Genomic DNA, 26,899 nt, shown 5'->3' on the forward strand with positions numbered 1-26,899 from the left:
AATCTAACACATGTCGCAAAATGGTTAGTTTATGTTTGTTACCCATTTTAAGGGGTCTTATTTTTTTATTAAATCTAAGTGGACGAACATATGTAAATGTCTTCCCGTTGCTATCTGCTGCAATTATTCCCACCTCATAAAATCCCTGTTCTCAAGACAAACTAAACCAAAATAAAGAGAAGGTGTTGTGCAAAAAACATGAATAAACCTTTCATCCCTCAGCTTGTTTATTTTGAACCGAAAGCATTGGACTATCCGCTTGGCAAAGAACTAAAAGAAAAGTTTGAAGCGTTAGGCATTGAGATACGGTATACAACTTCCCATAATCAAATACGGGACTTTCCCGGAGAAAATGATTTGCAAAAGTATCGAATTGCAAAATCCACTCTTGTCGTTGGTATTCGCAAAACGTTGAAGTTTGATACGTCCAAGCCTTCCGCAGAATATGCTATTCCGCTTGCTACAGGTTGTATGGGGCACTGCCATTATTGCTATTTACAGACAACAATGGGAAGCAAACCGTATATTCGCACATATGTGAATGTCGAGGAAATATTTGAAGCGGCTGACCGGTATATTGAAGAACGTGCACCTGAAATTACAAGGTTTGAAGCAGCCTGTACTTCCGATATTGTAGGTTTGGATCACTTAACCCATTCATTAAAGAAGGCGATAGAGCATTTTGGTCAAACCGAGCTGGGCAGGTTAAGGTTTGTCACAAAGTTTCATCATGTTGATCATTTACTCGATGCTAAACATAATGGTCATACGAGATTTCGTTTTAGTATTAACGCGGATTATGTTATAAGAAATTTTGAACCCGGTACATCCTCGCTTGCCCAGCGTATTGAGGCAGCCGGGAAAGTAGCGAGAGCGGGCTATCCGCTTGGGTTTATCGTAGCACCGATTTATCTTCATGACGGTTGGCAGGAAGGTTACTATCATATGTTTGAACGACTTGACGCCGAACTCCCCCAAGACGTTCGGGAAGATATTACATTCGAATTTATTCAGCACCGTTTTACAAAGGCTGCTAAAAATGTGATTAATAAAAACTACCCGAAGACGAAGCTAAAGCTGGACGAATCAGCAAGACGAGTGAAGTGGGGAAAATACGGAATCAGTAAGTATATTTACCAAAAGGACGAAGAAGATGAAATGAAAGAAACACTCTACAGCTACATGGAAAAATTCTTTCCAAATGCAAAGCTGGAATATTTCACTTAATGCAAAAATAAAAGCAGACATTCATTTTTGAACTGTCTGCTTCTTATATTTAATGGTTTTTTAATTATTATTTAGTAAAATCAATTTTCTTTTGCAATAAATAAATTGTGACGCCGCCTACTAGCATTGAAAAGGCTTCCCCCACTGCTACCATTCCGTACGTTGGCCAAAATGGCATATCAAAAACGACCATCAGCTGTGCTGCCACTGTAAACATGGATGCTGTAAAAATAACTCCGGTTACAATAATTTTCAACACAAAGTTTTTCATATTTTTTGTAACGATACGGCAAATTACTAACACAATCAGTGTAGCGATCCCGCCTACCGGTACATCAACCCACCACATCGGCGAAAAGAAGTTTGCAATGACCACACCTAATGTTACTGCTACTATGTAACGTTTATGGAACAGAACTAAATAGTTAAACATCTCCGACAGCCTTAATTGTACGGCTCCGAAACTTATGACAGCCAAAACAAGCGTCACTGCTACATAAAGAGAAGCAACGATCGCAACTTTAGCTGTTTCATGCACGTTGACACGTGATGGTGAAACAGAATTTTCCATTATTTAATTTCCTCCTTTATAAAATAGCTAGTTGCTATTTTACTGATAACTATGACCAAAGGAGCACGGGTGCTAGTACCCTGCCAAAGTGCCATAGTGTGATTTTGCACCAATTCATTATGGAGTAAATATTATATAATGGCAATACTTTATTTGTTCATCCATCCACCATCGACCGGTAATATTGTTGCATGCATATAATCGCTTGCTTCACTCGCTAAAAATAACGTAACATTTGCAACTTCTTCCGGCTTTGCCCATCGACCAGCCGGTGTTTGCTCTGCAACAAACTTCGCCATTTCTCCTGACCCTTCAAAATCGGCCGCATTCATTGGTGTTTCAATCGCTCCCGGTGCAATTCCGTTCACCCGTATACCTTCCTTACAATAATCATAGGAAAGCTGCTTTGTATAACCGATTACAGCATGTTTGGATGCCGTATATGCCGCTCCACCGCCACCAGCAACCATTCCTGCGATGGACGCCATATTTACGATAATACCGCGCTTTTGTTTGAGCATTTTCTTTAATACTGCGTTCGTTACAAAGAACATCCCTTTTACATTCACGTTAAAGATTTTGTCCCATAGTGCTTCTTCTGTCTCAAGTGACGGAGCATAACCATCAAGTACGCCGGCTGTATTGCATAAAATATCAATAGACTTTAATTGTCCAATCGTTTCTTCAATAAATTGGTTATCCGCTACACTTCCTACATAGTGATGATACTTATCGTCTGTTATAGCTGCTTTCTGAATATCGATACCAACAACAGTGGCCCCTTCTGTTAAAAAGGCAGCTGCCTGTGCACGACCAATCCCGGATGCGGTCCCTGTTATGACGACCACTTTATTTTCAAATCGGTTTCCCACTGTATTCCCTCCAAAAAAAGAACTGACTTGTTTAAAACAAGCCAGCGTAAATTTCTTATAGAACAATTTCCCAATCATCCGCTAAAATATCACAAACTGTCGGTGTAAACATTGTATATCCTTCACCAGTTACATTAATAACAAAGTACGGGTTCATGTCTAAATCATCCAATGTAGTCGCCGGCACATATTTTACATATAGTTCAGCACCGCCCCAGCCTTTACGGATTATTTTTTCTCCATTTTTTAAACGTGGCAAAATTTCTTCAAATGTCATATTCATCTTCCTTTATGTATTCATATTTCTTATACATATTATAACAATAAGTTACGAAAATCACATGCACCGGGTATCAAAATGATATTCCGGTGCACCACATCCTTATGTTCCTCTATGCTTTGTCACTTCTTGCGGCGGGTTATTATGAATTACTTGATTAAACTCTTTTGAATACTCTTCACGGCGGTTCGTGTCCTTTTTTTCCTTTTTGTTCTTAGTGAAGCTTGTTTTACTTTTTTTCGCCAACTTATTTCACCTCCGAAAACGAATTGGATTCTTATCTATTTTGCGTAAAATTAATGAATGTATGCTGTAATCAAATGAACACCAATTTATTTATATCAAGACAATTTTTAGCGCTTTGAGTATCCAAATTATTTGACGGGAAAATTCTATAACTTTTTGTATAAAAAATAATATATGACCTATACTATTAAAGATTTCACTTCAAATCTAAGTGACTGGAGGGTTAACCCGATGAGTGCGAAAGATCAATCTCAAAAGGACCAACAAGAACTGAATAAGCTTACACAGAGTATTTTTGGAGTAATCTAAAATTAATCTGAAAGCGAGGCAGTGTGTCATGGAGGATCATAAGTGGTAATCAAAAAAAGAACCTGGAATTAAAAATCCAGGTTCTTTCTTATTTTTGCCTAAATAGTGCCCTACGTGGAATCTCCATCGTATTATAAAAAAACTTTATTGATTAACGTTTAAAAAATAAAATAAGGCCTATACTATTATAGATTTCACTTCAAATCAAAGTGACTGGAGGGTTAACCCGATGAGTGCGAATGATCAATCTCAAAAGGACTATCAAGAACTGAATATGCTTAAACAGAATATTTTTGGAGCAATCTAAAATTTAATCTGAAAGCGAGGCAGTGTGTCATGGAGGAGCAAAAGTGATAATCAAAAAAGAACCTGGAATTAAAACTCCAGGTTCTTTCTTATTTTGTTCACTAACGTTCTATCCCCGCAATACCAAATCCTCCTGGACCTGCATGAGTGGAAATCATCGCTCCGGCCTGCATCCATCTTACATTCTCAAAGCCGTTTTCCTTCGAGACTTCTTCCAAACGTTCTTTAATACGTTCATCAAGTCCTATCGAGTAAATTAAATATAACTGTTTACGATCTATATCGTATTCATTGAAATAATCGTTCATAAGCTTTTCTGCCACACTATCCATTTTGCCACGGTATTTTCTAGTTGAAACAAGTTTCCCCTCTTTTAACTCGATGCAAGGCTTTATTTTAAGCAATGCGCCACCTATATAGGCGAGATTACTCACCCGTCCCCCGGCTTTTAAAAAGTCTAAACTTCCTGGCAAGAAAGCCAGTCTTGTTTTAGGAACGATTGAATAGATTTTTTCAATTAAGTACTCATGGCTAATCTCAGGTTCTTCTTCAAGCAAATTTGCTGCATACATCACCACTGCACCTAATCCACCTGTTACATTTAACGTATCAATAAGATAAAGATCGTCAAAATCTTCTGCTGCAATTACCGCACTTTGAAAGGAAGCAGATGCTTTTGACGTATAGCCAATGTGAATAATAATGCTTTCAGGATACTTCAATCGAATATTTGTAAACAAATCATGGTATTCATGGACATTCGTCGCAGCTGTAGAGGGAATTGCTTTCGACCGGTCATAAAATTGAAAAACATCTTCTACAGATACCTTACCATCCAAATAATCTTTTCCATCCATAATAACGTGCATCGGTACTACTTGAATTTGATGTTTTTCAACTAGGTCCTTCGGTAAATCCGCGCCACTCTCAGTCGATAAAATAATTCTCTTCATTGTACCTTCCTTTCAAAAGCGCAGTCACTGCTGCAATCTTTTTTGCGTATTCACCTTAAATATACACTAAAAAGGAAGTGCGGGAAGCACAACTTTTAGAATGAGTGTTGTATAAATGACATATAGTAAAAACGAAGTGCGAATAAGGCTATTCGCATCGATAATTGGAAGGCATCAAATTTTTATTGCCGTAAAATTGGCATCGAACAGCATCTGAATGAGCCGCCAGATTTAATAATTTCTGAGAAATCAACTTCCAGCACTTCATAACCATGCTGTTTCATTTGATAATTCACATCACGATTAATCGGCAAGCTCAGCACACGGTTTTGTCCAATAGAAAGCACATTCGTCCCCATTGAAAACTGCTCGGTTTCACTTACTTCGATCAAATGATACATACTCGACAAAAGATTTACTATTTTTGGTTCGAACGCTTCCGGAAAAATAAGAGCATCTTCTGATGAGAGAATATTGAATACACAGTCTAAATGTAAATATTTTGGGTTAAACGGGATCGGAATAATTTCATAATCGGGTAATTCTTTTTGTAAATTTTGAATTGCTTTTTTGCATGTACGATCACTAATTCCGACAAAGACCCTATTGCCATCAACAATCACATCGCCACCTTCAATGGAATGTAAAGAAAGGTTTTTGTAAGCAATTTTATTGTTGTTCAGCCATTGAGCCAATACTTCCTCTTCACCTTGACGGATGGGATTGGCCATTTCAGAAACAAACAAGTGATTTCCAATTGTAAAACCAATATCTCTTGTAAACACTTGTTCCGGATGGTCTTTACTAGGCGGCAGTTTAATTATTTCTACACCGGCATTACGTAACGCTTGCTCAAAGTTTCGGTGCTGCTTAACGGCAAGTTCTTGATCAATATTGTCATCTTCATATTTTTTTTGAACATCATTTATCACTTCTTTAATTTCCATATATTCAGGCTCGCATAATACGACTTGTTTTAAAATTCCATATTCACTTTGACATTGTACGTTAGATTTATTTGAAACTGTTTTAACCATAAGTCATCCTCCAAATTTTCAATTCACCTTTATACCATTCCCTAATTTCTCGATTTCATAAACTATTTCCGATCATTACTAGGTGAATGCTGTTGTTTCAGGAATTTTCCGTTGGGGTATGGACTAGCAATAAAAATTAAAATTAGGCGAAGAACATCAATGGAGGAGATTATATGATTACGAAAGGGCAGGCACTATTAACAAAAGAGGATTTTCACAATCGAACAGACTTGCCAAGTTGGCTGTATAGCGAATATGAAACTTTTCATAATACGGTAACGGATAAAACATTCCCATGCTTTTTTGGTATGAGCGGCGAACTAAAAGGCGAACTCCGTTATGCGTATATTACACAGGACGACTGGAGTAATCTGCCTCAAGCAGTTGAAGGTTTTTTAGATTTGTTTAAACAGCCCAATTATAAAAGACACGGTCTCTTTGTTTTTGTGGAGCCTTTTGAACAAGAAGGTGCTATAGATGATTACCGCAAACAGTTTTGGGATATCCTTCAGTACCTGCATACGGTCGATAAAGTAGAATGGCCGGAAAACAGTCCTCGTGATCCGGATCATTACTTGTGGGATTTTCATTTCGCTGGAGAGCCGATCTTTGTGTTTGGAAATGCTCCCGCATATAAGAAGCGCAAAACCCGCCATTTAGGAAATGCAATGGTACTTGGATTTCAGCCCCGTAAAATATTCCAAGGTTTAGAGGGTACTGAAAAAGGCGGGATTATGTCGAGGGAGAAAGTGCGGAAACGTGTGGAAGTTTGGGATCAGCTTCCGAAGCATCCTGATATCGGCCACTTTGGAGATCCGACACATAACGAATGGAAACAATCCTTTATCGGTGATGACATAGTGCCAATTCAAGGAAAATGCCCTTTCCAGCATAAATCATTACTATAAGTTTATAGTTCAAAACAAAAGAACGAATCCACTGGAAGATTCGTTCTTTTGTTATTCAGACTAACCCTGTCTTTTTGACCGAAATAACATAATAAGCGCAAATAAAAACATAAAAAAAGTGATAATCCATACTAAAAAAAATACTAATCCCAACCCGATATTCGCATCCTGATAATCCATAATTTTATTATCGATTAATGTCCAAGTTAATAATACAAGGGCTGCAATACCGATGAAGCTGACTATCATTCTGGAAAGTCCTTTACTTATATAATAGCTGATAATAAGTAAAGCGATTAAAAGAAAATAAGTTAGTGCTGATAACCATATAATTTTATCCATACTGTATCTACCCCTCAACAATCGAAACATTTACTACCGTATGCTAACGTTCTAATCCGGCAACCCCAAACCCGCCTGGACCAGCATGCGTAGATATTCCCGCTCCGGCTTGCATCCATTTCACATTTTCGAATCCTTTCCCTCTTGCAATTTCAACCATCCGATTTTTAATACTTTCATCAAGTCCAATAGAGTAAATCAAAAATAGCAGTTTTCTATCAATATTATATTCATTTAAAAAATCCCGCATAAACTTTTCTGCTACAATACTCATCTTCCCGCGATAGTTTCTTATTGAAACAAGTTTCCCATCCTTTAATTCAATACAAGGCTTTATTTTCAACAATGCTCCACCAAGATAAACTAGATTACTTACCCTTCCACCCGCTTTCAAAAAGTCGAGACTGCCTGGAAGAATCGCAAGCCTTGTTTTCGGAACAAAGGATTCTATTTTCTCTATTAAACGATTATGGTCAATGGAAGGTTCATGTTCAAGCAAAATGGCCGCATACATGACGATTGCAGCTAATCCCCCTGTTATATTTAATGAATCAACAAGGAAAAGGTCGTCAAATTCTTTTGCAGCAATGACCGCACTTTGAAAAGTGACGGATGCTTTTGATGTACAACCAATGTGAATAATGAGACTATCCGGAAAATCCGATCTGATTTTTGAAAAGAAATCATGATACTCCTGTACATTAGTTGCTGCAGTAGATGGGATTTTCTTAGTGCGATTATAATATTCAAAAACTTCTTCTACAGATAGCTCTCCGTCCAAATAATCTTTTCCATCCATAATGATGTGCATGGGAGCTACTTGAATTTGATATTTTTCAACGAGTTCTTTCGGTAAATCTGCTCCACTGTCAGTTGATAAAATAATCTTTCTCATCGTATACACCTTCCACTTTACGCAGCCATTTATGCGTACTTATTATTTTTATCTATAGTTATTACTGTAATATAAACTTACTTATAGATTAATTGAACCTCTACTATATTTATATGTAAGAGTTAGATTAGCATTACCTGTTATGACATGTTCAATAGAAAAAAACGAATTCTTTTTCAAAAATTCGTTTTGTAATTTTAGTACTCATAATTTTTTTGTTCTACTTCCAATTTAAAAACGTTCCTCAGTAAGATCAACATTTACAGAAACTGCCGCTTTATTTCCTCTGGCAGCCGAAATCATTAAGGAAGACGGTCGGGCTGTTTCGGTTTCTCCTGCAATATAAACATTTTTTTCAGATGTTCTGCCAACGCCATCTGTTATAACTTTCCCATTTTCATGTATTTCACACCCTAACATTTCCACTAGTTTATTAGGACGGTAATAGGTCGGCGCTACAAAACCATATGAACGCTTTACTGTTTCTCCAGACTCAAATTCTATTTTTTCTAAATAGCCGTCATTACCAATTAAAGTTTTTATCCGATCCTCTATTATTTTGATCTTTCGTCTTTCTAACTGCGACACCGCCTCTTTCGATAGTTTAAGGCCATTCGTTAGAACAACTAAATCCTTTGACCAGTTATAAATTAGTTTAGTTAAATGCATTACATGGTCTTCTTTTTCCGCGATCACAACTAAAGGTTTATCCCGCTGTTCCCAACCATCGCAGTAAGGGCAGCTAAATAAACTTTTTCCATAATAGTTTCTTATGCTCGGTATGAAAAAAACCTCTTGAATTCCTGTAGCCAATATAATTTTTTCTGTCACATACTCCTGCTTGTTAGATGCTTTGACAGTAAATCTTTCATTATCTGTGTCCTTAATTATTTCAGTAACGGTTGCATTCACGTAGGATACCGATGGATAGTTATCCAATTCTTGCAATCCCATTTCTCTGAATTCCTGTGGATTTGTCCGATCCCGCGTAATAAATCCACGGGCCTCATCTGTCACGCGATTGCGATTCGTTTTATCATCGAATAATACAATCTCTCTCCTAGCTCTACCTAAAACTAAACTCGCACTTAATCCTGCCGGTCCACCGCCGATAATAATACAATCCAATACATCCACTTTTTTTCACCCACTTAATTTGTTTCTAATTCCATTAAATTCCCAGTATTTATATAGAAAAAACATCAATAATTCTTTATGCCCTATCTTGGATATTTTGAACCAAAAAACCAGAAGTATCCTTTAGTAAAAAATCTATATTAAATATTTAATGAATAGTAAAATAAATCAAAAAATTATAACTTTTAAATATATATTATAATTTACTGAAAAATTAATAGACAAAAGTCCCGTGATAATATATCCTTAATTCGTCTCAAACCCCTCATTTTGGGAATGAAAGTAAATACATAGGTAAAAGGTAGATGTAAAACATGAATATATTTAACAATTTAACTATTAAAACTAAGTGGATGATGTTCATTTCACTCACTGTTATTTTAGCAGTTGTCATCACAGTTATTTTTAGTCAGTGGACAGTTCGAAATATTTTAACGGAAGAAAATGAGCAAACTTCTTCTAATAATGCAAAAAATGCTGTTGATCAAGTATCCTTAGGCTTAGAAAATTATGAAACAAATCTTCTGCAGTTCGGTCAGGTTATCGAAACGATTTTACAAAATGAACAGGTTGATTATTTACAAATCGATGAAATTACCCGCACATTGAAAGAGAATAATAGAAATTATTTATCCGTATATTACATGGACTTTAATACCGGAAAATTACATGTCACACCTCAAATCGATTATGAATGGGATGTACGTGATTCTCAAACATTCGCGAAATTGAACGCAAACCCCAACCTACAATGGATGGATGTCTATTTGGATACTGGTGTAAACAAGCTGATGACTTCTGTTATCGCCCCGGTATTTAAAAACGATGAACTTGTTGGTGCGGTCGGCTATGATATTGATTTCTCAACAATTGGTACAATTCGTGAAGGAATTGAAGCCAAATCATCTTCAAAATTAATGATTGTCGATCCAAATGGATTGATTATATCTTCATTTATTGAAGATGGGGACGGGAAAAATATTATTGCGGATAATTCCGGTAAAATTGAAGGGGTTACGGACTTATTAGATACTGCCAAATTAGAAGCAGAGTTTAAATGGCTCTCCGATGCCAAAAGTGGAAGCAATAAAATTGAACAGTTTGAATGGAATGAAGTGAATTATACAGGTGAAGTTCAGGTAATCGAGAAAAATAATTGGAAAATTGTTTCATTAGTAGATGCTAATAATTATGCACAGCAGTTAAAAGATTTAACAATTGCAGGTTGGATATCATTAGTAATCGGGCTAATAATAGGGTGTTTAATTGCCTATTTCATGGCACGAAAATTAGTAGAGATTTTTAATAACTTTAAAAAAGTATTCGAAAAAACAGCAAGTGGCGACTTTATTTCACGTTTTGAAACAAAGTCAAATGACGAAATTGCAGACTTGGCAAATCACTACAACAAAATGCTTGATGAGGTCCGCAATTTAATTAACCAAGTAAATGAAAATTCATTACAAATTCAACATTCTTCAAACAGTTTAGCGATTATTGCGAAGGAAAATGAGCAAGCGTTAAATAATGTCTCAAACAGCATTGAAGAAATTGCTATGAATACAAGCACACAAGCAGAAAAAATGCATGATGGTTCTACAGCTATTCATGTATTGGCCGATGGTATAGAATCTATAGAATTAAAAACTCAGCAAATGGTAAATGATGCAGACGAAGCATTGGTTGAAGTGCATTCGAGTATTGGTAAGGTTCAACAATTGGAAACATCCTATGCGAATTTAGAGCGAGCGTTCAATGAAGTAACGGTTGTAACCGGACAGTTAGATGGAAAAACGAAATCCATTTCAAAAGTAACGGATGTAATTGCTCAAATTACCGAACAAACAAATTTACTTGCACTTAATGCTTCAATTGAAGCTGCTCGAGCAGGTGAACATGGTAAAGGTTTTGCAGTTGTGGCAGATGAAGTAAGAAGCTTAGCAGAAAGTTCTAAAGCGGCAACAACTAATATTCAGCAAATTATTCTAAGTATTTTAGAAGATACTGAGCAACTCGTTCAAGTAATGAAGCAAACAAATGAGATTAGCGAAGATCAGAAGTCAGCAGTTAATACTGTAGATAATGCTATTAAACAGCTGTCCGATACATTGGAAAATATGAAAGTATCAATATCAAACACGATGGAAAATGTATCAACAATGCAACAGCAAAAAAATGTCGTTGTATCTTCAATTGCAGTTGTTAATGAAATGACAACAGAAGTTACAGCAGAGACTCAAGAAATTGCAAGTTCAATTGAAGAACAAACGTCTGCTACTTCTGAAGTAACGATGCATGCTACTCATTTAAATAACCAGGTTGAAAAATTAACTGAGTCGGTTTCTAAATTTAAGCTCTAGTCAACAGTAAGATAGTAATAGACAATTTTTCAAAATTAAAAGCAGTTCAAATTTTAACTAAAATAAAATTTGAACTGCTTTTTATATGTCGTAAATACATCGAAGAGAAGAATTTCTATAATCTAAATTATTATTCAAATACAGCTACTAAACGACCTTTTACTTCATGGTTTTTCAGTTTCTCGATACCTTTGTCGACTTCTTCAAATGGAATTGTAATCAGATTCGGGCTCATTTTTCCAGTAGCAAAACAATCATATACACCTTGTAAGTCCTCGACTGATCCGCCATTACTTCCTAAAAGTTTAATTTCTTTTGTAATCATTAAATACGTGTTGATATTGGATTCCAGTTTCCCCATCCCAACAATTACAACTGTGCCTTGTACTTTTACAGCTTCCAATGCATCAGATGTTGTTTGTCCGAAACCGGCAAAGTCAACAATGACGTCACATTCCGCTTCTTTCATATCAAGAATCGTATCGTAAACTTTATGGGCACCCAGTTCATCAGCAAGTTTACGCGCGTCCGGAGAAACATCGGTAGCATATACTTTGCATCCTTTAATTAATGCCATTTGTAGAGCAAATTGTCCAAGTCCGCCGACTCCGATGATTCCTAATTTTGTTCCTTCTTTTGCTTGCCCGATACTAAAAAGAGCTCGATAAGCTGTGATTCCGGCATCTGTTGAAGCAGCACCTTCTACAAAGGACACGCCCTCGGGAATAACTACACATTGATGTTCAGGTACACGCACTTTTTCTGCGTACCCACCATCATAGTTGTATCCGGCTGTTACTTTCGTGGCCCTATCCATCGGGTTAACGCCAACGCGGTCCCCAACTTTAATATTTTTCACACCTTCACCAACTTCAATTACAACCCCGGCAAACTCATGTCCCATAATAACAGGGCCGTTAGGGAATAGTGGCATCCACCCTGGATCCTGTAATGCCGCTACATCTGAATGACATAGGCCGGCAGCTTTTACATCAATCACAACCTGACCCGGAATTGCTTTTGGATCCTCTTTCTCAATAAATTCTAACGGTTTGTTTGTACCTGTAAATAACCAACCTTTCACACAATGCCCTCCCATTAACTTTATATTTCCGTTTTTAGAATAACCTCTTCATTTCAAAACAGATCCGTCTTTGTGTCTGGCTGTATAAAACGATAGTATTACGCATAATAAACCAAGCCCCAATAAACATTTTCAAAATGAGTATTGGGGCTGGGCTTATAAAAAATTAACAGTCTTTTTTATTCTGTTTTTGGTTTTTATTTTGATTTTGGTTGAAGTTTACTTCCTCAGCAAATTCTTCTCTGTTTTCACGTGGTCTGTTAGCATTTTGATTTTGATTCTGCTGTTTTTTGTTATCCTGAGTTTTATTGTTTTTATGTTTATTGTTCCCCATTCCAACTCACCTCCAATAACAGTGTGTGTGGAAATAATTTTTCTATCCGCATTGTCTACTTAAAAGCATCTAGCTAGTTCATGTAAGAATGGATGCATTAAGAGTAAACAAAAAATTTACGATTTAACAATGTAAAGGCACCCGAAATCGAACAAACGATTTGGGTGCCTCTTATTACTATAGAATAAACTTATAATCTAGCTTCCCTTATTCTTAAGGAGTAATAATACCAAGGTTGGTAGGTACTACTGTTGATAAGCCAGCGCCAGCTTGGATTTGTTGAACTTGTAATACTTTTACAGTAAGGTCAAGTACGATTTTTTCACGCAGCGTGTGGAATGATCCATCATGGTATGTGGAATGTGGTGAAAAATCAAGTTCAAAGAAGTTGGCAGCAACTAACTCACCATATGGCTGCTCATTGTATCTCACAAGATTTTGGAAGAAGTATTTATCTAAACGAGCGTCCATTTGAGTTTTTTCGCTTACGAAATTAGCTTCTTCATTTGCTGAAAAGCCGAAAATTGGTGGATTTAAGAAATCAGCTCCTGTTAATTCTGCAAAACCAGTGAACCGAACATTTGCGATTCGATCTTGTAGTGGTGCATTGTAATCTGCGGAAGCATATTCAATATTTTTACGAATATGTCCTCCTACAAATAATTTAGCACTTGTTACTGTGAAATAGCCAGTTGTACCAATTGGTGCGAATGCTGTTGGTACTAATTTTACTTGATCTAAAAATACATGTTTTTTAACTCGTTTAATCTCCGTAGCTGGCGGATAAAGGGAAATATCTGATTCGACAACGATTTGAAGCGTTCTTTCTGCAAGGACTATTGGAATCTTAAAAGTAGGAGTTGTAAGTGGTGTTGGAGTTACAAGAACAGTTGCATCAGTTACAGGAATTTGTTGCTGTGATTTAACCCCATGATCCTCCGCTTGCTTATGATTTTTGGCTGGCTTGCAGCTATCGTCCATTGAATAGCCGCCGTCATTCTTAGAATAATTTTGATCCATTATTTTATACCCTCTTTCTTTTTTGTTAGAGTCAAAGTTTCACTCTACATTCCTAACATATGTAATGATGTATTTATGTCATAGGCTAGTAAAATAGTCATATGATTCAATTTCAAAAACATTTTTTCTATATAATTTAAATTTTTAGTTTTCTACGTGTAAAATACTTACTCCTGAAAAAAGCATGTCCTTATTATTCCCATAAAAAATGCTACTCAATAATTATTTCGAGTAGCAATCCAGGTCAACAAATTGTTCTTGAAAAAATTGAATAGACAATCGAGCGAACCCGTTAACTTGAAGTTGTTTTTCCGTTGAATTTAGTTCTTGATGCCAAACAAAATGGACTTGTTTTAATTGACTTTGAATAGATTCTGCAAATTTTCGTTTAGCTTCATAGTGGTAATTAGAATCATGTGCATGGTGGGTGTGGAACATAAATTCTTCTTGTTTGCTGAAAGGCGTATCAGGTAAGGTTAGCCAGTGAATATTTTCAGTTTTTTTCCATGGAATAGTGACGTTCAATGATTGGATATTGTTTTCATGCTCTTTGTTGCTGAATGAAACTTCTGCAGTGATGTCACCTTTTAAAAACACTGTCGTCGAAGGTAATACAACATTGCAATCAAGCGATTGGACGGACCATTCTACTTTCAATATATTATGAAGCGGCATTAGCAAATCAATTGTTTCAATAATATCTATATCTGTCTGTAATTCAGTCAGCAATACTGGCATTTTGACAGTTATTTTTTTTGTATTTTCGATAGAATCGTTAAAGTAAGTATTTTTTTGAAGAAGCTGCTCACCGTCATCTCCCTTAAAATCCGCTATGTGATATGGGTTATTTTTGTTAATACAATACTTTCTATTCTTCTTTTTGGAAGAATTTTTTTTTTGTTTTAGTTGAGGCTCATCGGTTGAGATATCTTCTATTTCAACGTACTTTGCCTCTTCAACATTTGTAATTGAACTGTTTTGTTTTTCTTTCTGTAATTCATCGCTTTCTGAAAGCATTGTATAGAATTTTTGTGCAAGCGTATCAGTATTTTCATTCGCCCCGTCAATCTCTTCTGCAATTATATTGCCATCTTGTTCTTCCTGCAGTTCATCGTTTTCTAAAAGCATTGTATAGAATGTATCTGCAAGCGTATCGGTATTTTCATTCGCCCCGTCAATCTCTTCTGCAATTATATTGCCATCTTGTTCTTCCTGCAGTTCATCGTTTTCTAAAAGCATTGTATAGAATTTATCTGTAAACGTGTCGTTATTTCCATCCAACTTTTCAACATCTGCTTCAGTCTTGGTACTGTCCTGATCTTCTTCCCTAAACTCATCGATTTTTGAAAACAAGGCAAAGAAATTGTCTTCTGACTTGTCATTATTCGTTCCAACGTATTCTTCAATCATGTTTCGCATTTCTTCATGGGATTCTTTTTTTTGCTTTTCTTCCTGCAGCTCATCACTTTCTGAAAGTATTTTGGAGAACATATCTTCCAAAATGCTCGTATTTACATTTAATGAATGCTTTTTACGTCCAGACTCAAACTCGTCAAATAGCATGTTAGTATAATGGTCGCCTATTGTAAGATCGTTATGTTCAGTAGAATTTTTATCATCCTCGTTACTGGAATATTCATCAGCGTATTTTTTTTCAGATATGGATAGACTTTCACTCGAATTTAAAAAGGAATCGTTCTCAAATTCGCTTTCTGGAAGAGCTGTAAATTCTTCATTTTTTGAAGACGTATCATCAAGCATGAGAGAGAATTCCTTCGTTAAATTGGAAACTACTTCTTCCTTGTCCTTTTCGCGGTTTTTACTTTCAGAAGTAACTAATGGTAACCCCTCCTTTGAATTTTCATTCAAAGGCTTCTGTACCGAATCAACTTTAGGTGGTGAAAAAAGAACTGGTTTTGAATCTGTTCTTTTTCCTAACTGATCATTTAAATAGATAGAATGTTTTTTTGTTTTTTCATTCTTTTGACTATGTCGAGTTTCATTCTGTTCAAATCCTTGATGATTGTTTAAAGAAAATTGGATACTATTCGGGGTTAAAGGATTTTTATAATATTCATGAACCTTACCTTGATATGTGTCGGGGCCTACATATTGATTTCGGAAATTATTCATGGCTTTTGGAAGGAATGCTCATACGCACCCCCTCCTTCCCCTCCTTACGAAAAGTTAAAGACTCTTTTTCAGTCTTTCAATCTAAAATCTTTAACAATAGTCATCACAATCATCATTTGTTGTTGAAGATACACGTATTTGTTGGTTTTGAAGTACTTTTAACGTTATATCAACAACCATTTTTTCTTCAACTTGAGTAAAAACTCCTTCACCTATAGGAGCATCCTTTGATAAATGTGTTCGATCAATCGCTTCATCCCATTCAATAATATTACTGGAAACTAACTCGCAGAATGGTAATTCATTATAATACTGAGTGGAGTTTTGATGAAACTGAGATAGATCGTTTGATAAAAATTCATCTTTTTCCGGAAACCCGCTTGGCAATGTATCTGCAATTAAAAAATCGAACTCACTCCGAGTGTTGAATGAAGGCTGAACAGGTTTTCTCAAATAGTGTTTGATTTCTGTTACACAGCTAAAAGGAACATCAACCGTCAAGGAATTTATGCTGGATGAAATGGTTTTTAATGTACATTCCGGCTCTGTCATCGGAGTCGCATATTGGATATTTTTTCGCACAAACCCTTTAATAAATAATTTATTCGTCGGCAGAAGCAATCTGCATTGTACTAGTTTAATCTGTTTTTTAACATCTTTTATTTCCAAGACAGGCTTGGGAAATTTAATACAGGCATCTAAGTTTACTTGTACTGTGAGTTCAGCCAATACTACCGGAACTTTTGTATAGATCTTCCCAATACTTACATGGGGATTATGAGGTTTATTATCACACTCATTTAAATTTGACGGGATTTTACATACATCACTTTTTTTATCTTCGTACATCTTGCCCCTCCTAAATATCAATTAGTGCATCATATGCGGGCCAAATGCCCATTCTCTGGGCGAATACCTAAAATCATATTTAGCAGGAAATTAATAAGTACAGGCACGTGTGGGCCAATGTTCTGCATACAATTAAAAATGAGAGGTGAGTGAAATATGGAAGGGAAAAACCTTCTTGCGGTGGATTGCGGGAATAGCTGGTATAAAGCTTTGTCATCTGATGACGGATATTATGGGGATTATCAGATACCAAACGCAATCTCTTTGTACGATGAGGAGTTTCATGAAAAACCTTATGATGAGGAAGATATCAAATTTGAAGAAAATCTGATTGTTGAACTCAAAAGCCATGCCATTATCGACAAAAGAGAAGTATTCTATATCGGGAAGGCAGCCACTAAACAACGTGATGTAAGTTTAACCGGATTCAATAACCAAAAGGTTGCCGAAGATCGCACTTATATTCTCTTATTTGGTTTGGCTGCTTTCCATGCCATATGCATAAATCCTAATGAAACTGAAATACACTATCACATTGATCAATTAGCGGTATCTTTGCCAACTACTCAATATAAGCAAATGAAGGAAAAATTTAGACAACAGTTATTAGGGACACATACAGTTATTTTTCATAAGGTACCGGGTGTCTCAGATCCAAAAGAAATAACTGTAAAATTATATGTAGAAGATGTCATTATTGGCGCGGAAGGTGCTTGTGCTTACCTCGGGTTAACACGAGATCAAGAGACACTAGGAATCAAAGATGATGACCTTGTCAAGGATTCACAGAAAGGGATTATTATTGGGGATCTCGGTGGTGATTCTGTTGATTTTGTCGGAATCAAGAATAATAAACCCGTTGCTTCTGTAGAAGGCGAAACATTCGGCATCAATCAGTTCCTCGATAATATTATTCAAAAGGTGAGTAAAAATGAATTTTATAAATTTGATTCTCGTGCGGAATTAGAAGAAAAACTGGCTGCCGGACAATCAGAATGGTATGTGGAGCCATTTGCAGGTGTCAGAAAAGATATAAGTAAATATATTGTTCCACAATTAAAATCACTGGCCATCAAGTATTTGGAACATTTTGATCGGGTTAGAAGCAGTTCTAGCGAAATTAAAGGAGCTACGCGATATATCGCTGTCGGAGGCGCTGCCAAACTAGCACAGAAGCAAATACAAGAAGTAGCAGTTCGTTGGGCAGATAGAGGACGGCCAATTCAATTGACATTCCCCGAAAATATGGAAAAATTGAATGTTCATGGCTTGATGATTCTTGCAAAAATGAAGCAAATTAAGGCTCAAACAGAAACTGAAAACCTCATCTCTGTGAGAAATTAAGGATGATGGATATGTCTAAATTATATACAGACTATTTCAATAAGACTGCACTAACAGTTCCATCACATTTTATCGATGTTAAAAGCGGAGAAACAGTGGGGGTTTCAACAGAAATCTTAAAACAAATCGAATACCATGCCGAAAATCAGACACTTAATCATTTATTATTATCAGCACTTACTGAATATTTTCATCCAGCTAAAAAAAATCAGCCAAATGAAGATATTTTAGTGGCTTTGGTCGAAATCAAGCAATTGCTGCAGGGACATCAAGTAAATAATGTATATGCAAGCATTCCAACGAGAAAGGTCAAAACAAACTCAACTCATTTAGATATACAGGAAGTCGACGATATTCTGGATGTTTTTGGAGGGTAAATTGTATAGGTGAACTTTAGGGGAGAGTTCACCTATTATTAAAACACTACCACGTTTCTATAGTCGTACAGCTGGTAAAGTAGTAACTGCACAGAAACAGGATAAGTCTACAGTAATGCAGATTCCTGTTTTCATTAAGTCGCTAACATATTGATGGTTAATTTGTTCACAAGGGCTCATGAACTTATTGCACCGATCTCTTTTTGGTTTAAACGTTAAAAGTTCCAATTCAGCACAATTGCCTTTTATTTCTCTGACCTTGAAAATAAAACTAGTAATGCAGATGAATTTTTTATCCTTCATTCCTGCCGGACAAGCCGTTACGCCTTCACCTTTAAATGGTTCACATCCACAATACAGAATAACCGGAATAGTGTTTTTACTAAATTTTTTGTGTTCTTTTTCTTCTAATCGTTCTTCAAACGATTCATCGCATGAAGAACATTTCTTGTCATGATCATTCTCGGCTTTCCTTTGTGCTTTTAAAATTGCCTCAAGAATTTCTTCTACGCATGCGCCTTTATGTTTATCCTTATTGCAATTCCCCTTGCAATGCCCCTCTTCTTTGTAAGTCGGAAAATACTCCTGATTATAACTACTTTCTTTTTCATGGTTATACATGTCTTTCACTCCCCAAAAATAATATTTTCTTTTTATCATATGGGTAGATTTAGTGTTTTGCTTGAATACATCGCCTATCGACAGAGGAAAATTGAGTATTCCTCAGAGACTCTCTCCGAAACATATGACTTGTCAATTGTTGACTCATCAACTAAAATAAAATCCTATTCCAATTTCGATAAAGAAGGGTGAAAAAAATGTCACAACAAAAATCAGCTTTAGAAAAATTAATGGATGAACGTAAATCAGTTCGTAAATATGAACCTGGTGTTACGATTCCCCGTGAGACAATTCAACATATTTTACAGCAAGCAACATCAGCTCCTTCATCAAGTAACTTACAGCCTTGGCGCTTCCTTGTTATTGATGATCAGGAGCAAAAGAAAGAGTTGCGCATCGCTGGATTTAATCAGGAACAAATTGAAACATCATCTGCAATAATTGCAGTCATTGGCGATATCGAAATGTATAAAAATGCTAAGCAAATTAATGATTTAAATGTTGAGTTAGGCTATATGCCACGTGAAATTGCAGATATGATGATTTCAAATTCTGAAGCATCGTACAGCAATTTTTCGGATGCTGAACGCAGTAATATTGCGCATTTGGATTCAGGTTTAATTTCTATGCAAATCGTACTTTTAGCGAAGGACATGGGCTATGACACAGTAATAATGGGCGGCTTTGATAAAGCAGCATTCGCTAAAAGATATGAGTTGCCTGCAAATGAGGTTCCGATGATTTTAATCGCTATCGGAAAAGCTGCTATGCCAGCACGTAATTCATCTCGTTTACCATTCGACCAAATTATTCGTTTTTCTAGCTAATGGACTTATAGGAGCCTTTGCCTGACATGTTCAATTAAAATTTTTTAGACTTTATCCGAATGAACGGAAATGCTACCATATAGGGATACTTGGAACGAAAAGCAATCAATGTAAGGAGGTATAGTATGGAAGTTTGTTTGGATGATAAAAAACAGATGATCATGATGTTAAAAAGATTAGACCGTCATGTAACACAAATATTTGAAAAAAGAACAGAAGTCAGTTTAACGAGATATGAAATATTAGTTTCTTTAATAAAAAAAGGAAGCGTTTCTCAAAAGGTTCTGCAACAATCTTTAGCTATTGATCAATCTGCAATTACGCGCCATTTAAAGCTGCTTGAAGAACAGCAATATGTGGAACGTCAACGCAATGCAAAGAACAACCGAGAAGTTCTTGTAACGATTACCGATAAAGGACGAGCATTACTTGAAGGTTGCACAATGTTTAAAGATCAATTTCTGAATGACCTTTATGAAGATTTTTCAGATAGCGAATTACAGCAGCTTAAACAGTTTCTTACGCGCTTAAATCATAATGTAGAGAAGCTTTAATCGTTGCATAATAATAAAGTAAGAAGAACGATTTTCAATATCAGTAAATCGTTCTTCTTTTTTTGCTCTCATAACCCTTTTTACTACTGGCGTTTCCAATAAATTAATGTAATTACGGATAGTTTTAAATGAGAATGTTTATCATCTGTGATATACTATAACTATAAAGAAAATATGCATTACTTAAGGAGAATGTATCATGCAAATATACTGGACGAAAATAAACAAAATTATTGATGAAACACCAGAAGTTAAAACGTTTTTGCTCGACCTTCCTGAAGGCTTTACATGGGAAGAAGGTGCCCACACCCACCTTGCATTAGAAGGTTTCAATGCTGGTGATCAGCCAAATAAAAGCTTAGTTCGTCATATGTCAATCTCCACGTTACCAAATGAGCAGAATGTTGGAATTACAACTCGCATTAAAGAACTGTGTTCTGAATTTAAATCGATTTTAAGAAATCTCGAAGTCGGCGATAAAGTTGCACTCTTTAAAATCCATTCCAATGTACCGCTGAAAAGACAAAATAGAAATATTTACTTATTGTCTTCCGGTGTAGGTCTTGCAACGTTTAGACCGCTTGTACTTTCTTATTTGGAACGTCCTGACAATATCAGTCGCATTCATTCTCTAAATATTGATTCAACAAAAGACTACTTATTTACCGATATTTTCGAATCTGCACCTGTTAAAAACTTCACATCACAGTACGTCGATAATCGTAAAGTTTACTATGAAGAAGTGAAAAAACTTGCTGCTGATCGAGACGGTCTGTTTTATGTTGTCGGCAGCGACGAGTTTATTATGCAAAACATTGATACGTTACGTGAACAAGGTATCAAACCAGAACAAATTGTCCTCGATAAACGTGAACGACAATTACCTAACTTTTTCCCGGTGGAAACTGCAATTTAAATGATTATTTAAAACGGGGCTATCCGAAAAGAGTTGTTCTACTCTTAGGATAGCCCCGCTTTTTTATCTTTATATTAAACTAACTCCAACCAAGCGACCGCTACAACATGTGGCGGGTGTAAAGTGAGCAATAGTTTACTTTAAATATTCCGCAAAGAAGTCTACCAATGCATTATAAAATTCAATTCGGTTTTCTTCATTTGCAAAGCCGTGTCCTTCATTGTCTTTTACCATATACTCAACTTCCACACCTCTATTTTTAAGTGCCTGTACGATTTGGTCTGATTCTTGTTTATTCACACGCGGATCATTCGCCCCTTGTGCTACAAATAAAGGTGTTTTAATTTTATCGACATGGAATACCGGTGAAGCAGCTTTTAACAGTTCTTTATCCTTTTCAGGGTGGCCTACACGCTCATAGAACATATTTCGTTGTGTTTCCCAATATGGAGGGATTGTTTCCAATAATGTAAAGATGTTCGAAACCCCTACATAATCAACTGCTGCAGCATATAAGTCTGGTGTGAATGTTATACCGGCCAATGTTGCATATCCCCCAAAGGAAGCACCGTAAATACCGATCTTTTCTGCATCAGCAATGCCCAAATCAATTGCCCATTGTACTCCATCTGTAATATCATCCTGGATTTTTAATCCCCATTGCTTGTTGCCCGCTTCAAGGAATTCTTTACCGTAACCTGTAGATGATCTAAAGTTTGCTTGAAGTACTGCATAGCCTTGATTTGCTAATAACTGTACTTCATTATTAAAGCCCCACATATCCCGAGCCCATGGACCACCATGCGGAATGACAACTAACGGTAAATCTTCAGCTATTTTATTTTTTGGTAATGTTAAATAACCGTGAATTATTAGACCGTCTCTCGCTTCATAGGAAATAGAATGCATCTCCGCCAAATTACCAGCATCCAACCATGAGCCTAACTCTGCTAATAATGTCATTGTTTCTGTTTCAGCATCATAATAATAATACTTTCCATAAACAGTATCGCTTGAAACACTTACGATAAATTTCGTCATTTCCTTATTGTAATCGTTAATCCCAAATTCACTTGCACTTACACCAAGTTGGTCTTTCATTTTATTGAAAAGATTTTCAAACTCGCTATCAAAGAAATTATAGTGAACTTTATCTGTGATATAAGCAGCGTAAAGAAGTTGATCTTTTGTTGAGCTGTAAAGAGCCCCTGAAATATCTACGAGTGGATTTGAGAAAACTACTTCTTCTTTGCCCTCTAAATCATATTTTACTAGTGCCGCTTTATCTCGACCCTTATCAGATACGGCATAAATAGATTGATTGTCTCGAGAAAATCCTAGCGGTGAAACTGTTTCACCAGCATCAATTGAGATAAATGGCTGGAACTCATCTTCTTCTGTTTCACGATATAAAACAGCACCTACTACACCGTCAGATGCTACAGCCATTCGAATTTGTCCATTGCTATCGGGAATCCAGCTTAAAATATTCCCAGGATTTTTTGCTACTAACTTCGTTGCACCCGTCTTTACGTTTAATTTATAAACATCAAATACCGTTGCATCTTCTTTATTCATCATGATTAAAATTTCATCTTCAACATCTTTCAAATAATCGATAGGAAGTACGACAACATTCGGGTACGGCGTCAAATCTTTTTCTTTTGCACCGTTAAATGAAGACGAGTAAATATGATAATTTTCATCTCCCCCATTATCCTTCAAATAATACATATTATTATCTTTCCAGAAAAGCCCCGCGATATCTCGATCAGTTGTACTTGTTACTCGTACAGGCTCGCTCTCATCATCCATATTCTTTATAAAAACATTTAGCCTGCTTTGCCATTCTGCAGCGTAAGCGATGTATTCGCCGTCTGGAGATAATTGATAACCTAAACTACCGGGATTTCGCATAAAATCTTCGACAGATATTTCCTGTACCCCTGTGTTATCAATATCTTTGTTTTGATAGTCTTTTACATTACTAAACATTTTGTAAACCTTTGCTTTTGTAATCGGCTGTAAATCGGAAACACCTTTAAAAAAGCCTAGCTTTTCTGCTGTTTTTCTATAATCATCCAGCGTTTCCTCATTTGTTTCTGCACCAAGGGCTTTTACTAAAATAAGTGCAGCCTGTTTTTCAGTAATATAGTTGCTTGTATTTTCGAACTCATAATCACCAAGCCAATTTTCAATGACTTCTGTTCTCATATAGTCCGAAGCATGCTGAAAAGTTAAAGCTGTGACAGCTTCTTCAAGAAAATCTTCAATAGTTACATTTGATTCTTGACTGGCAGTTGTTGAATCGTTTGCAAAAGCAGAAAACGGTAACGAGACTAATAATGTTATCGTTAACAAAACTGATAAAAAGCTTTTTTTCACAATATTCCCTCCTTTATAAGTACAAATTTAATAATAGCGCACAAAAGTTAAATTAATAACATATATTCCAAATTATTCATTATTTTTACATATATATAAAATTAAATTCCATTAATATGCATATTTATGAAACTCATTTATAGAACAAACGTATATATTAAGTTAAGTGAAATAACAGGAGCATTCAAATATTTTCAAGAAGGTCACGCTCAAGGCAGCTTCTTTTCATCCCCATTTGTTAGTATGCTTCCTGTAAATTAATGATATTGACAAGTTATATTTTCATTTTAAAACAACAAAAAAACCGAATGATATAGTAGAATCACTCAGCTTAATATTTTAACGTTATTTTAAATCTGTATCTGATAATACAGGAATTATTTTCTGATCAATTTCACTAATAAAAGAATTTAAAATGCCAATTTGCTCTTCTAGTTTTTTCTTGTGCTGAATTAATATAGCTTGTGTATTAATCTCTTCCTGCTCTGAATTCAGCGTTGATATATTTTCTCTTATATCCTCAATTGACATGCCTAGACTTCGAAAACATTTAATTAATTTTAAAAGTTCAATGTCTTGTTCATCAAATATTCGATGCTTTTGTTCATTTCTTTTTATTGGTGGAATTAAATCTATTTTTTCATAGTATCGAATTGAACTTGCAGGTATTTCAATTAAGAGGCTCGCTTGTTGAATTGTATACACGAGGTGTCCTCCTTGACTTAAAGTATGGTTTAACCTATAAGCTTGATAGTATCAAACTTAAAGGAGATTGTATAATGAAAAAGATATTAGTAGTAGTAACGAATACCTCTAAGTATCCCAATTTAGATCGTGCAACAGGATTATGGTTAGGAGAAGCTGTTCACTTTGCAGCTGAAATAGAAAAAGCAGGGTATGAAATTGATTATGTGAGCCCTAAAGGTGGTTATACGCCACTCGACCCGCATAGTTTGCAACCGGATCAAATGACCGAATTAGATTGGAAGTATTACACAAATACTGATTTCTTAAATAAACTAAGCACTACTTTGCCCGCTGACTCTATTAACCCAAATGATTATGCTGCTATCTATTATGCAGGTGGCCATGGAGTTATGTGGGATTTCGCAGAAGATGAAAAGTTGCAAAACATTGCAAGTACTATTCACGCTAACGGTGGCGTTGTTTCTGCTGTTTGTCATGGAGTTGTAGGATTATTAAATATTAAAAATGGTGATGGTGAATATTTAATTAAAAATACTAAAGTGACCGGTTTTACTAACACAGAAGAAATTGCTGTTGGACTTGATAAAGTCGTTCCATTTTTAACTGAAGATGAACTTGTTCGTAAAGGTGCTAATTACGTAAAAGATGCTGATTGGTCAGTATTCACTGTAACTGATAATCGTATTGTTACAGGACAAAATCCTGCATCAGGTGGCGCAGTTGCCAAAGATGTAATTAAATTATTGAAATCACTTTAATACAAAATTAACTCAAAAAATTGTTTTTAACCTCAAAAAAGCTGTGCTAAAATCCCCATACAATGTGGATTTTTGACACAGCTTTTTTATTGTACTTCTATACTAACTCCAACCAAGCAACCGCTTCACAGTGTGTCGTGTGCGGGAACATATCGACCGGCTGTACTTCCTGCGTTTTATATCCGCCGTCTTCTAAAATACGGAGGTCGCGCGCAAGGGTTGCGGGATTGCACGATACGTAAACTACACGCTTCGGTTTTTGCTCTATGATTGTACTCAATAACGCTTCATCACAGCCTTTACGCGGCGGATCGACTACTAATACATCTGCTTCCTTACCTTCTTTGTACCAGCGGGGAATGACTTCCTCTGCCGGGCCAGCTTCGAAATATGTGTTTGTAAAACCGTTTAATGCGGCATTGCGTTTTGCGTCTTCGATTGCCTGCTCGACTATTTCAACACCCATTACATGACCCGCTTTTTGGGCTAAAAACAGTGAAATGGATCCGATACCGCAGTAGGCATCGATTACGCGTTCATTGCCTGTCAGTTGTGCATAATCGAGGGCCTGTTTATAAAGCACTTCTGTTTGAACCGGGTTGACTTGATAAAACGAGCGTGCCGAAATTTCAAAACGGACATTGCCGATTGTATCTTCAATTGTATCCTTGCCCCAAAGTGTGAATGTGTCATTGCCGAATATAACGTTTGTTTTCTCACCGTTTACATTTTGGACAATGGACGTGACATTCGGGATAAGTGCTCGGATTTTTTCGATTACCGCGCTCGCCTGCGGGAATTTCTTAGATTTTGTAACGAGTACGACCATTACTTCGCCTGTTGCGCGACCTTTACGAACGACAACATGACGCAGCATGCCTTGATGGGATTTTTCATCATACGGACGCAAACCTAAAATTTCCAACTCACGTTTCAAGTCTGCCATGACAACATCGGCTTCTCCTGTTTGAATTAAACAACGTTCCATATCAACAATTGAGTGTGACTTCGTTTTATAGAAGCCTGCCACCATCTGACCTGATTCGTTTTGCGCAAAAGGTATTTGTGATTTGTTGCGGTAATGCCAAGGCTCTTCCATCCCTTTTACCGGATGGACAGGTGCGTCGATTTTACCAAGACGCTTCATCACATTTGCGACCATATTTTGTTTCCATTTTAATTGTCCCTCATACGAAAGATGCTGTAATTGACATCCCCCACATTGCGAAAAATAGACACATGGCGCTTCTACACGATCAGGCGACTTTTCCAGTATATTCACTACTTTTGCAAACCCATAATTCTTTAATGTTTTCATTACATGAATCTCGGCAGTTTCTCCAGGAAGTGCCCCTTGTATGAATAATGGATAGCCATCGATCTTCGCGACGCCATTGCCATCATGTGTTAAATCTTCTATATAAACTGTTTGACGATCATTTTTTTTAATAGGTGCAGACATGTTCATTTCTTCCTCTCATTTCAATCACTTTATTGTACCATGCTCCATATAATTTGCACTTATTATACTTTCTACTAATGTTCT

27 protein-coding genes are annotated in these 26,899 nt (G+C 36.2%); 9 read left to right on the top strand and 18 right to left on the bottom strand.

The features are described 5' to 3' along the window. Positions 1-198 precede the first annotated feature (198 nt). Positions 199-1,227 (top strand): spore photoproduct lyase, encoded by a 1,029-nt coding sequence (gene splB / locus MHB58_RS17905; RefSeq protein WP_065217615.1) that lies wholly within the window; start codon positions 199-201, stop codon positions 1,225-1,227. Positions 1,228-1,294: 67 nt separating this feature from the next. Here splB and MHB58_RS17910 read toward each other — a convergent pair whose 3' ends face one another. The 6 genes from MHB58_RS17910 to MHB58_RS17935 all read right to left on the bottom strand — a co-directional run bounded on the left by MHB58_RS17910 (position 1,295) and on the right by MHB58_RS17935 (position 5,801). After that, on the bottom strand, positions 1,295-1,798 hold the full coding sequence (locus MHB58_RS17910; protein ID WP_340735756.1) for a QueT transporter family protein: 504 nt from the start codon (positions 1,796-1,798) through the stop codon (positions 1,295-1,297). A 149-nt stretch (positions 1,799-1,947) separates the two neighbouring features. Then, positions 1,948-2,670: a 3-oxoacyl-ACP reductase gene (locus MHB58_RS17915; protein ID WP_340735757.1), complete on the bottom strand. Its 723-nt coding sequence runs from the start codon at positions 2,668-2,670 to the stop codon at positions 1,948-1,950. 55 nt (positions 2,671-2,725) lie between these two features. Further along, positions 2,726-2,947, bottom strand: a complete 222-nt coding sequence (locus MHB58_RS17920; RefSeq protein WP_008405570.1) for a DUF2829 domain-containing protein — start codon at positions 2,945-2,947, stop codon at positions 2,726-2,728. A gap of 105 nt (positions 2,948-3,052) precedes the next feature. Then, complete coding sequence (locus MHB58_RS17925; RefSeq protein WP_014822645.1) at positions 3,053-3,196, bottom strand: hypothetical protein; 144 nt, start codon at positions 3,194-3,196, stop codon at positions 3,053-3,055. Positions 3,197-3,912: 716 nt separating this feature from the next. Further along, positions 3,913-4,764 (bottom strand): DegV family protein, encoded by an 852-nt coding sequence (locus MHB58_RS17930; protein ID WP_340735758.1) that lies wholly within the window; start codon positions 4,762-4,764, stop codon positions 3,913-3,915. A gap of 182 nt (positions 4,765-4,946) precedes the next feature. After that, positions 4,947-5,801: a dimethylarginine dimethylaminohydrolase family protein gene (locus MHB58_RS17935; protein ID WP_008405565.1), complete on the bottom strand. Its 855-nt coding sequence runs from the start codon at positions 5,799-5,801 to the stop codon at positions 4,947-4,949. Between the two features lie 173 nt (positions 5,802-5,974). Between MHB58_RS17935 and MHB58_RS17940 the strand changes: the two genes are divergently transcribed. Beyond that, a complete protein-coding gene (locus tag MHB58_RS17940; protein ID WP_014822643.1) occupies positions 5,975-6,709 on the top strand; it encodes a YqcI/YcgG family protein in 735 nt (244 codons plus the stop codon). A gap of 60 nt (positions 6,710-6,769) precedes the next feature. On the opposite strand, the gene MHB58_RS17945 is transcribed toward MHB58_RS17940, so the two are convergent. The 3 genes from MHB58_RS17945 to MHB58_RS17955 all read right to left on the bottom strand — a co-directional run bounded on the left by MHB58_RS17945 (position 6,770) and on the right by MHB58_RS17955 (position 9,083). Beyond that, positions 6,770-7,051, bottom strand: coding sequence for a potassium transporter Kef (locus tag MHB58_RS17945; protein WP_339263256.1), 282 nt, complete (start codon positions 7,049-7,051; stop codon positions 6,770-6,772). A gap of 43 nt (positions 7,052-7,094) precedes the next feature. Beyond that, positions 7,095-7,946: a DegV family protein gene (locus MHB58_RS17950; protein ID WP_339263257.1), complete on the bottom strand. Its 852-nt coding sequence runs from the start codon at positions 7,944-7,946 to the stop codon at positions 7,095-7,097. Between the two features lie 231 nt (positions 7,947-8,177). Then, entirely contained in the window at positions 8,178-9,083 is a 906-nt protein-coding gene (locus tag MHB58_RS17955; RefSeq protein ID WP_065217620.1) for an NAD(P)/FAD-dependent oxidoreductase, read from the bottom strand. 314 nt (positions 9,084-9,397) lie between these two features. On the opposite strand from MHB58_RS17955, the gene MHB58_RS17960 reads away from it, so the two are divergent. After that, positions 9,398-11,443, top strand: coding sequence for a methyl-accepting chemotaxis protein (locus tag MHB58_RS17960; protein WP_340735759.1), 2,046 nt, complete (start codon positions 9,398-9,400; stop codon positions 11,441-11,443). A gap of 130 nt (positions 11,444-11,573) precedes the next feature. Here the strand turns inward: MHB58_RS17960 and MHB58_RS17965 are convergent, their stop codons facing one another. The 5 genes from MHB58_RS17965 to MHB58_RS17985 form a co-directional block, all read right to left on the bottom strand. Then, positions 11,574-12,527 carry a zinc-binding dehydrogenase gene (locus MHB58_RS17965; protein WP_340735760.1) on the bottom strand — a complete coding sequence of 318 codons (954 nt, stop codon included), beginning with the start codon at positions 12,525-12,527 and terminating at the stop codon, positions 11,574-11,576. 166 nt (positions 12,528-12,693) lie between these two features. Further along, complete coding sequence (locus MHB58_RS17970; RefSeq protein ID WP_014822637.1) at positions 12,694-12,861, bottom strand: hypothetical protein; 168 nt, start codon at positions 12,859-12,861, stop codon at positions 12,694-12,696. A 213-nt stretch (positions 12,862-13,074) separates the two neighbouring features. Next, positions 13,075-13,842: a CsxC family protein gene (locus MHB58_RS17975; RefSeq protein WP_340735915.1), complete on the bottom strand. Its 768-nt coding sequence runs from the start codon at positions 13,840-13,842 to the stop codon at positions 13,075-13,077. A gap of 261 nt (positions 13,843-14,103) precedes the next feature. Further along, the gene (locus tag MHB58_RS17980) at positions 14,104-15,750 is read right to left on the bottom strand and encodes a hypothetical protein (RefSeq protein ID WP_340735761.1); all 1,647 of its coding nucleotides are present in this window, start codon (positions 15,748-15,750) and stop codon (positions 14,104-14,106) included. Between the two features lie 354 nt (positions 15,751-16,104). Continuing rightward, positions 16,105-16,863 carry a CsxC family protein gene (locus tag MHB58_RS17985; protein ID WP_065217624.1) on the bottom strand — a complete coding sequence of 253 codons (759 nt, stop codon included), beginning with the start codon at positions 16,861-16,863 and terminating at the stop codon, positions 16,105-16,107. Positions 16,864-17,019: 156 nt separating this feature from the next. On the opposite strand from MHB58_RS17985, the gene MHB58_RS17990 reads away from it, so the two are divergent. Then, on the top strand, positions 17,020-18,207 hold the full coding sequence (locus tag MHB58_RS17990) for a ParM/StbA family protein (protein ID WP_339263260.1): 1,188 nt from the start codon (positions 17,020-17,022) through the stop codon (positions 18,205-18,207). 11 nt (positions 18,208-18,218) lie between these two features. Continuing rightward, on the top strand, positions 18,219-18,584 hold the full coding sequence (locus MHB58_RS17995) for a dehydrogenase (RefSeq protein ID WP_340735762.1): 366 nt from the start codon (positions 18,219-18,221) through the stop codon (positions 18,582-18,584). Positions 18,585-18,641: 57 nt separating this feature from the next. On the opposite strand, the gene MHB58_RS18000 is transcribed toward MHB58_RS17995, so the two are convergent. Further along, positions 18,642-19,205 carry a CotY/CotZ family spore coat protein gene (locus tag MHB58_RS18000; protein ID WP_340735763.1) on the bottom strand — a complete coding sequence of 188 codons (564 nt, stop codon included), beginning with the start codon at positions 19,203-19,205 and terminating at the stop codon, positions 18,642-18,644. Between the two features lie 197 nt (positions 19,206-19,402). On the opposite strand from MHB58_RS18000, the gene MHB58_RS18005 reads away from it, so the two are divergent. From MHB58_RS18005 to MHB58_RS18015, 3 genes are all read left to right on the top strand, one after another. Beyond that, positions 19,403-20,032 (top strand): nitroreductase family protein, encoded by a 630-nt coding sequence (locus tag MHB58_RS18005; protein WP_008405542.1) that lies wholly within the window; start codon positions 19,403-19,405, stop codon positions 20,030-20,032. A gap of 125 nt (positions 20,033-20,157) precedes the next feature. Beyond that, positions 20,158-20,586 (top strand): MarR family winged helix-turn-helix transcriptional regulator, encoded by a 429-nt coding sequence (locus MHB58_RS18010; protein ID WP_014822630.1) that lies wholly within the window; start codon positions 20,158-20,160, stop codon positions 20,584-20,586. Between the two features lie 199 nt (positions 20,587-20,785). Then, complete coding sequence (locus MHB58_RS18015) at positions 20,786-21,502, top strand: dihydropteridine reductase (RefSeq protein WP_340735764.1); 717 nt, start codon at positions 20,786-20,788, stop codon at positions 21,500-21,502. Positions 21,503-21,637: 135 nt separating this feature from the next. On the opposite strand, the gene MHB58_RS18020 is transcribed toward MHB58_RS18015, so the two are convergent. Next, a complete protein-coding gene (locus MHB58_RS18020; RefSeq protein WP_340735765.1) occupies positions 21,638-23,887 on the bottom strand; it encodes a S9 family peptidase in 2,250 nt (749 codons plus the stop codon). Positions 23,888-24,232: 345 nt separating this feature from the next. Beyond that, positions 24,233-24,592, bottom strand: a complete 360-nt coding sequence (locus MHB58_RS18025) for a MerR family transcriptional regulator (RefSeq protein ID WP_340735766.1) — start codon at positions 24,590-24,592, stop codon at positions 24,233-24,235. Positions 24,593-24,666: 74 nt separating this feature from the next. Here MHB58_RS18025 and MHB58_RS18030 point away from each other — a divergent pair, with 74 nt between their 5' ends. Beyond that, entirely contained in the window at positions 24,667-25,353 is a 687-nt protein-coding gene (locus MHB58_RS18030) for a type 1 glutamine amidotransferase domain-containing protein (protein ID WP_340735767.1), read from the top strand. A gap of 97 nt (positions 25,354-25,450) precedes the next feature. On the opposite strand, the gene rlmD is transcribed toward MHB58_RS18030, so the two are convergent. After that, on the bottom strand, positions 25,451-26,815 hold the full coding sequence (rlmD, locus tag MHB58_RS18035) for a 23S rRNA (uracil(1939)-C(5))-methyltransferase RlmD (protein ID WP_014822625.1): 1,365 nt from the start codon (positions 26,813-26,815) through the stop codon (positions 25,451-25,453). Between the last annotated feature and the right edge of the window lie 84 nt (positions 26,816-26,899).

Origin of the sequence: Solibacillus sp. FSL K6-1554 (assembly GCF_038005185.1) — a bacterium.
Taxonomy (GTDB): Bacteria; Bacillota; Bacilli; order Bacillales_A; family Planococcaceae; genus Solibacillus; species Solibacillus silvestris.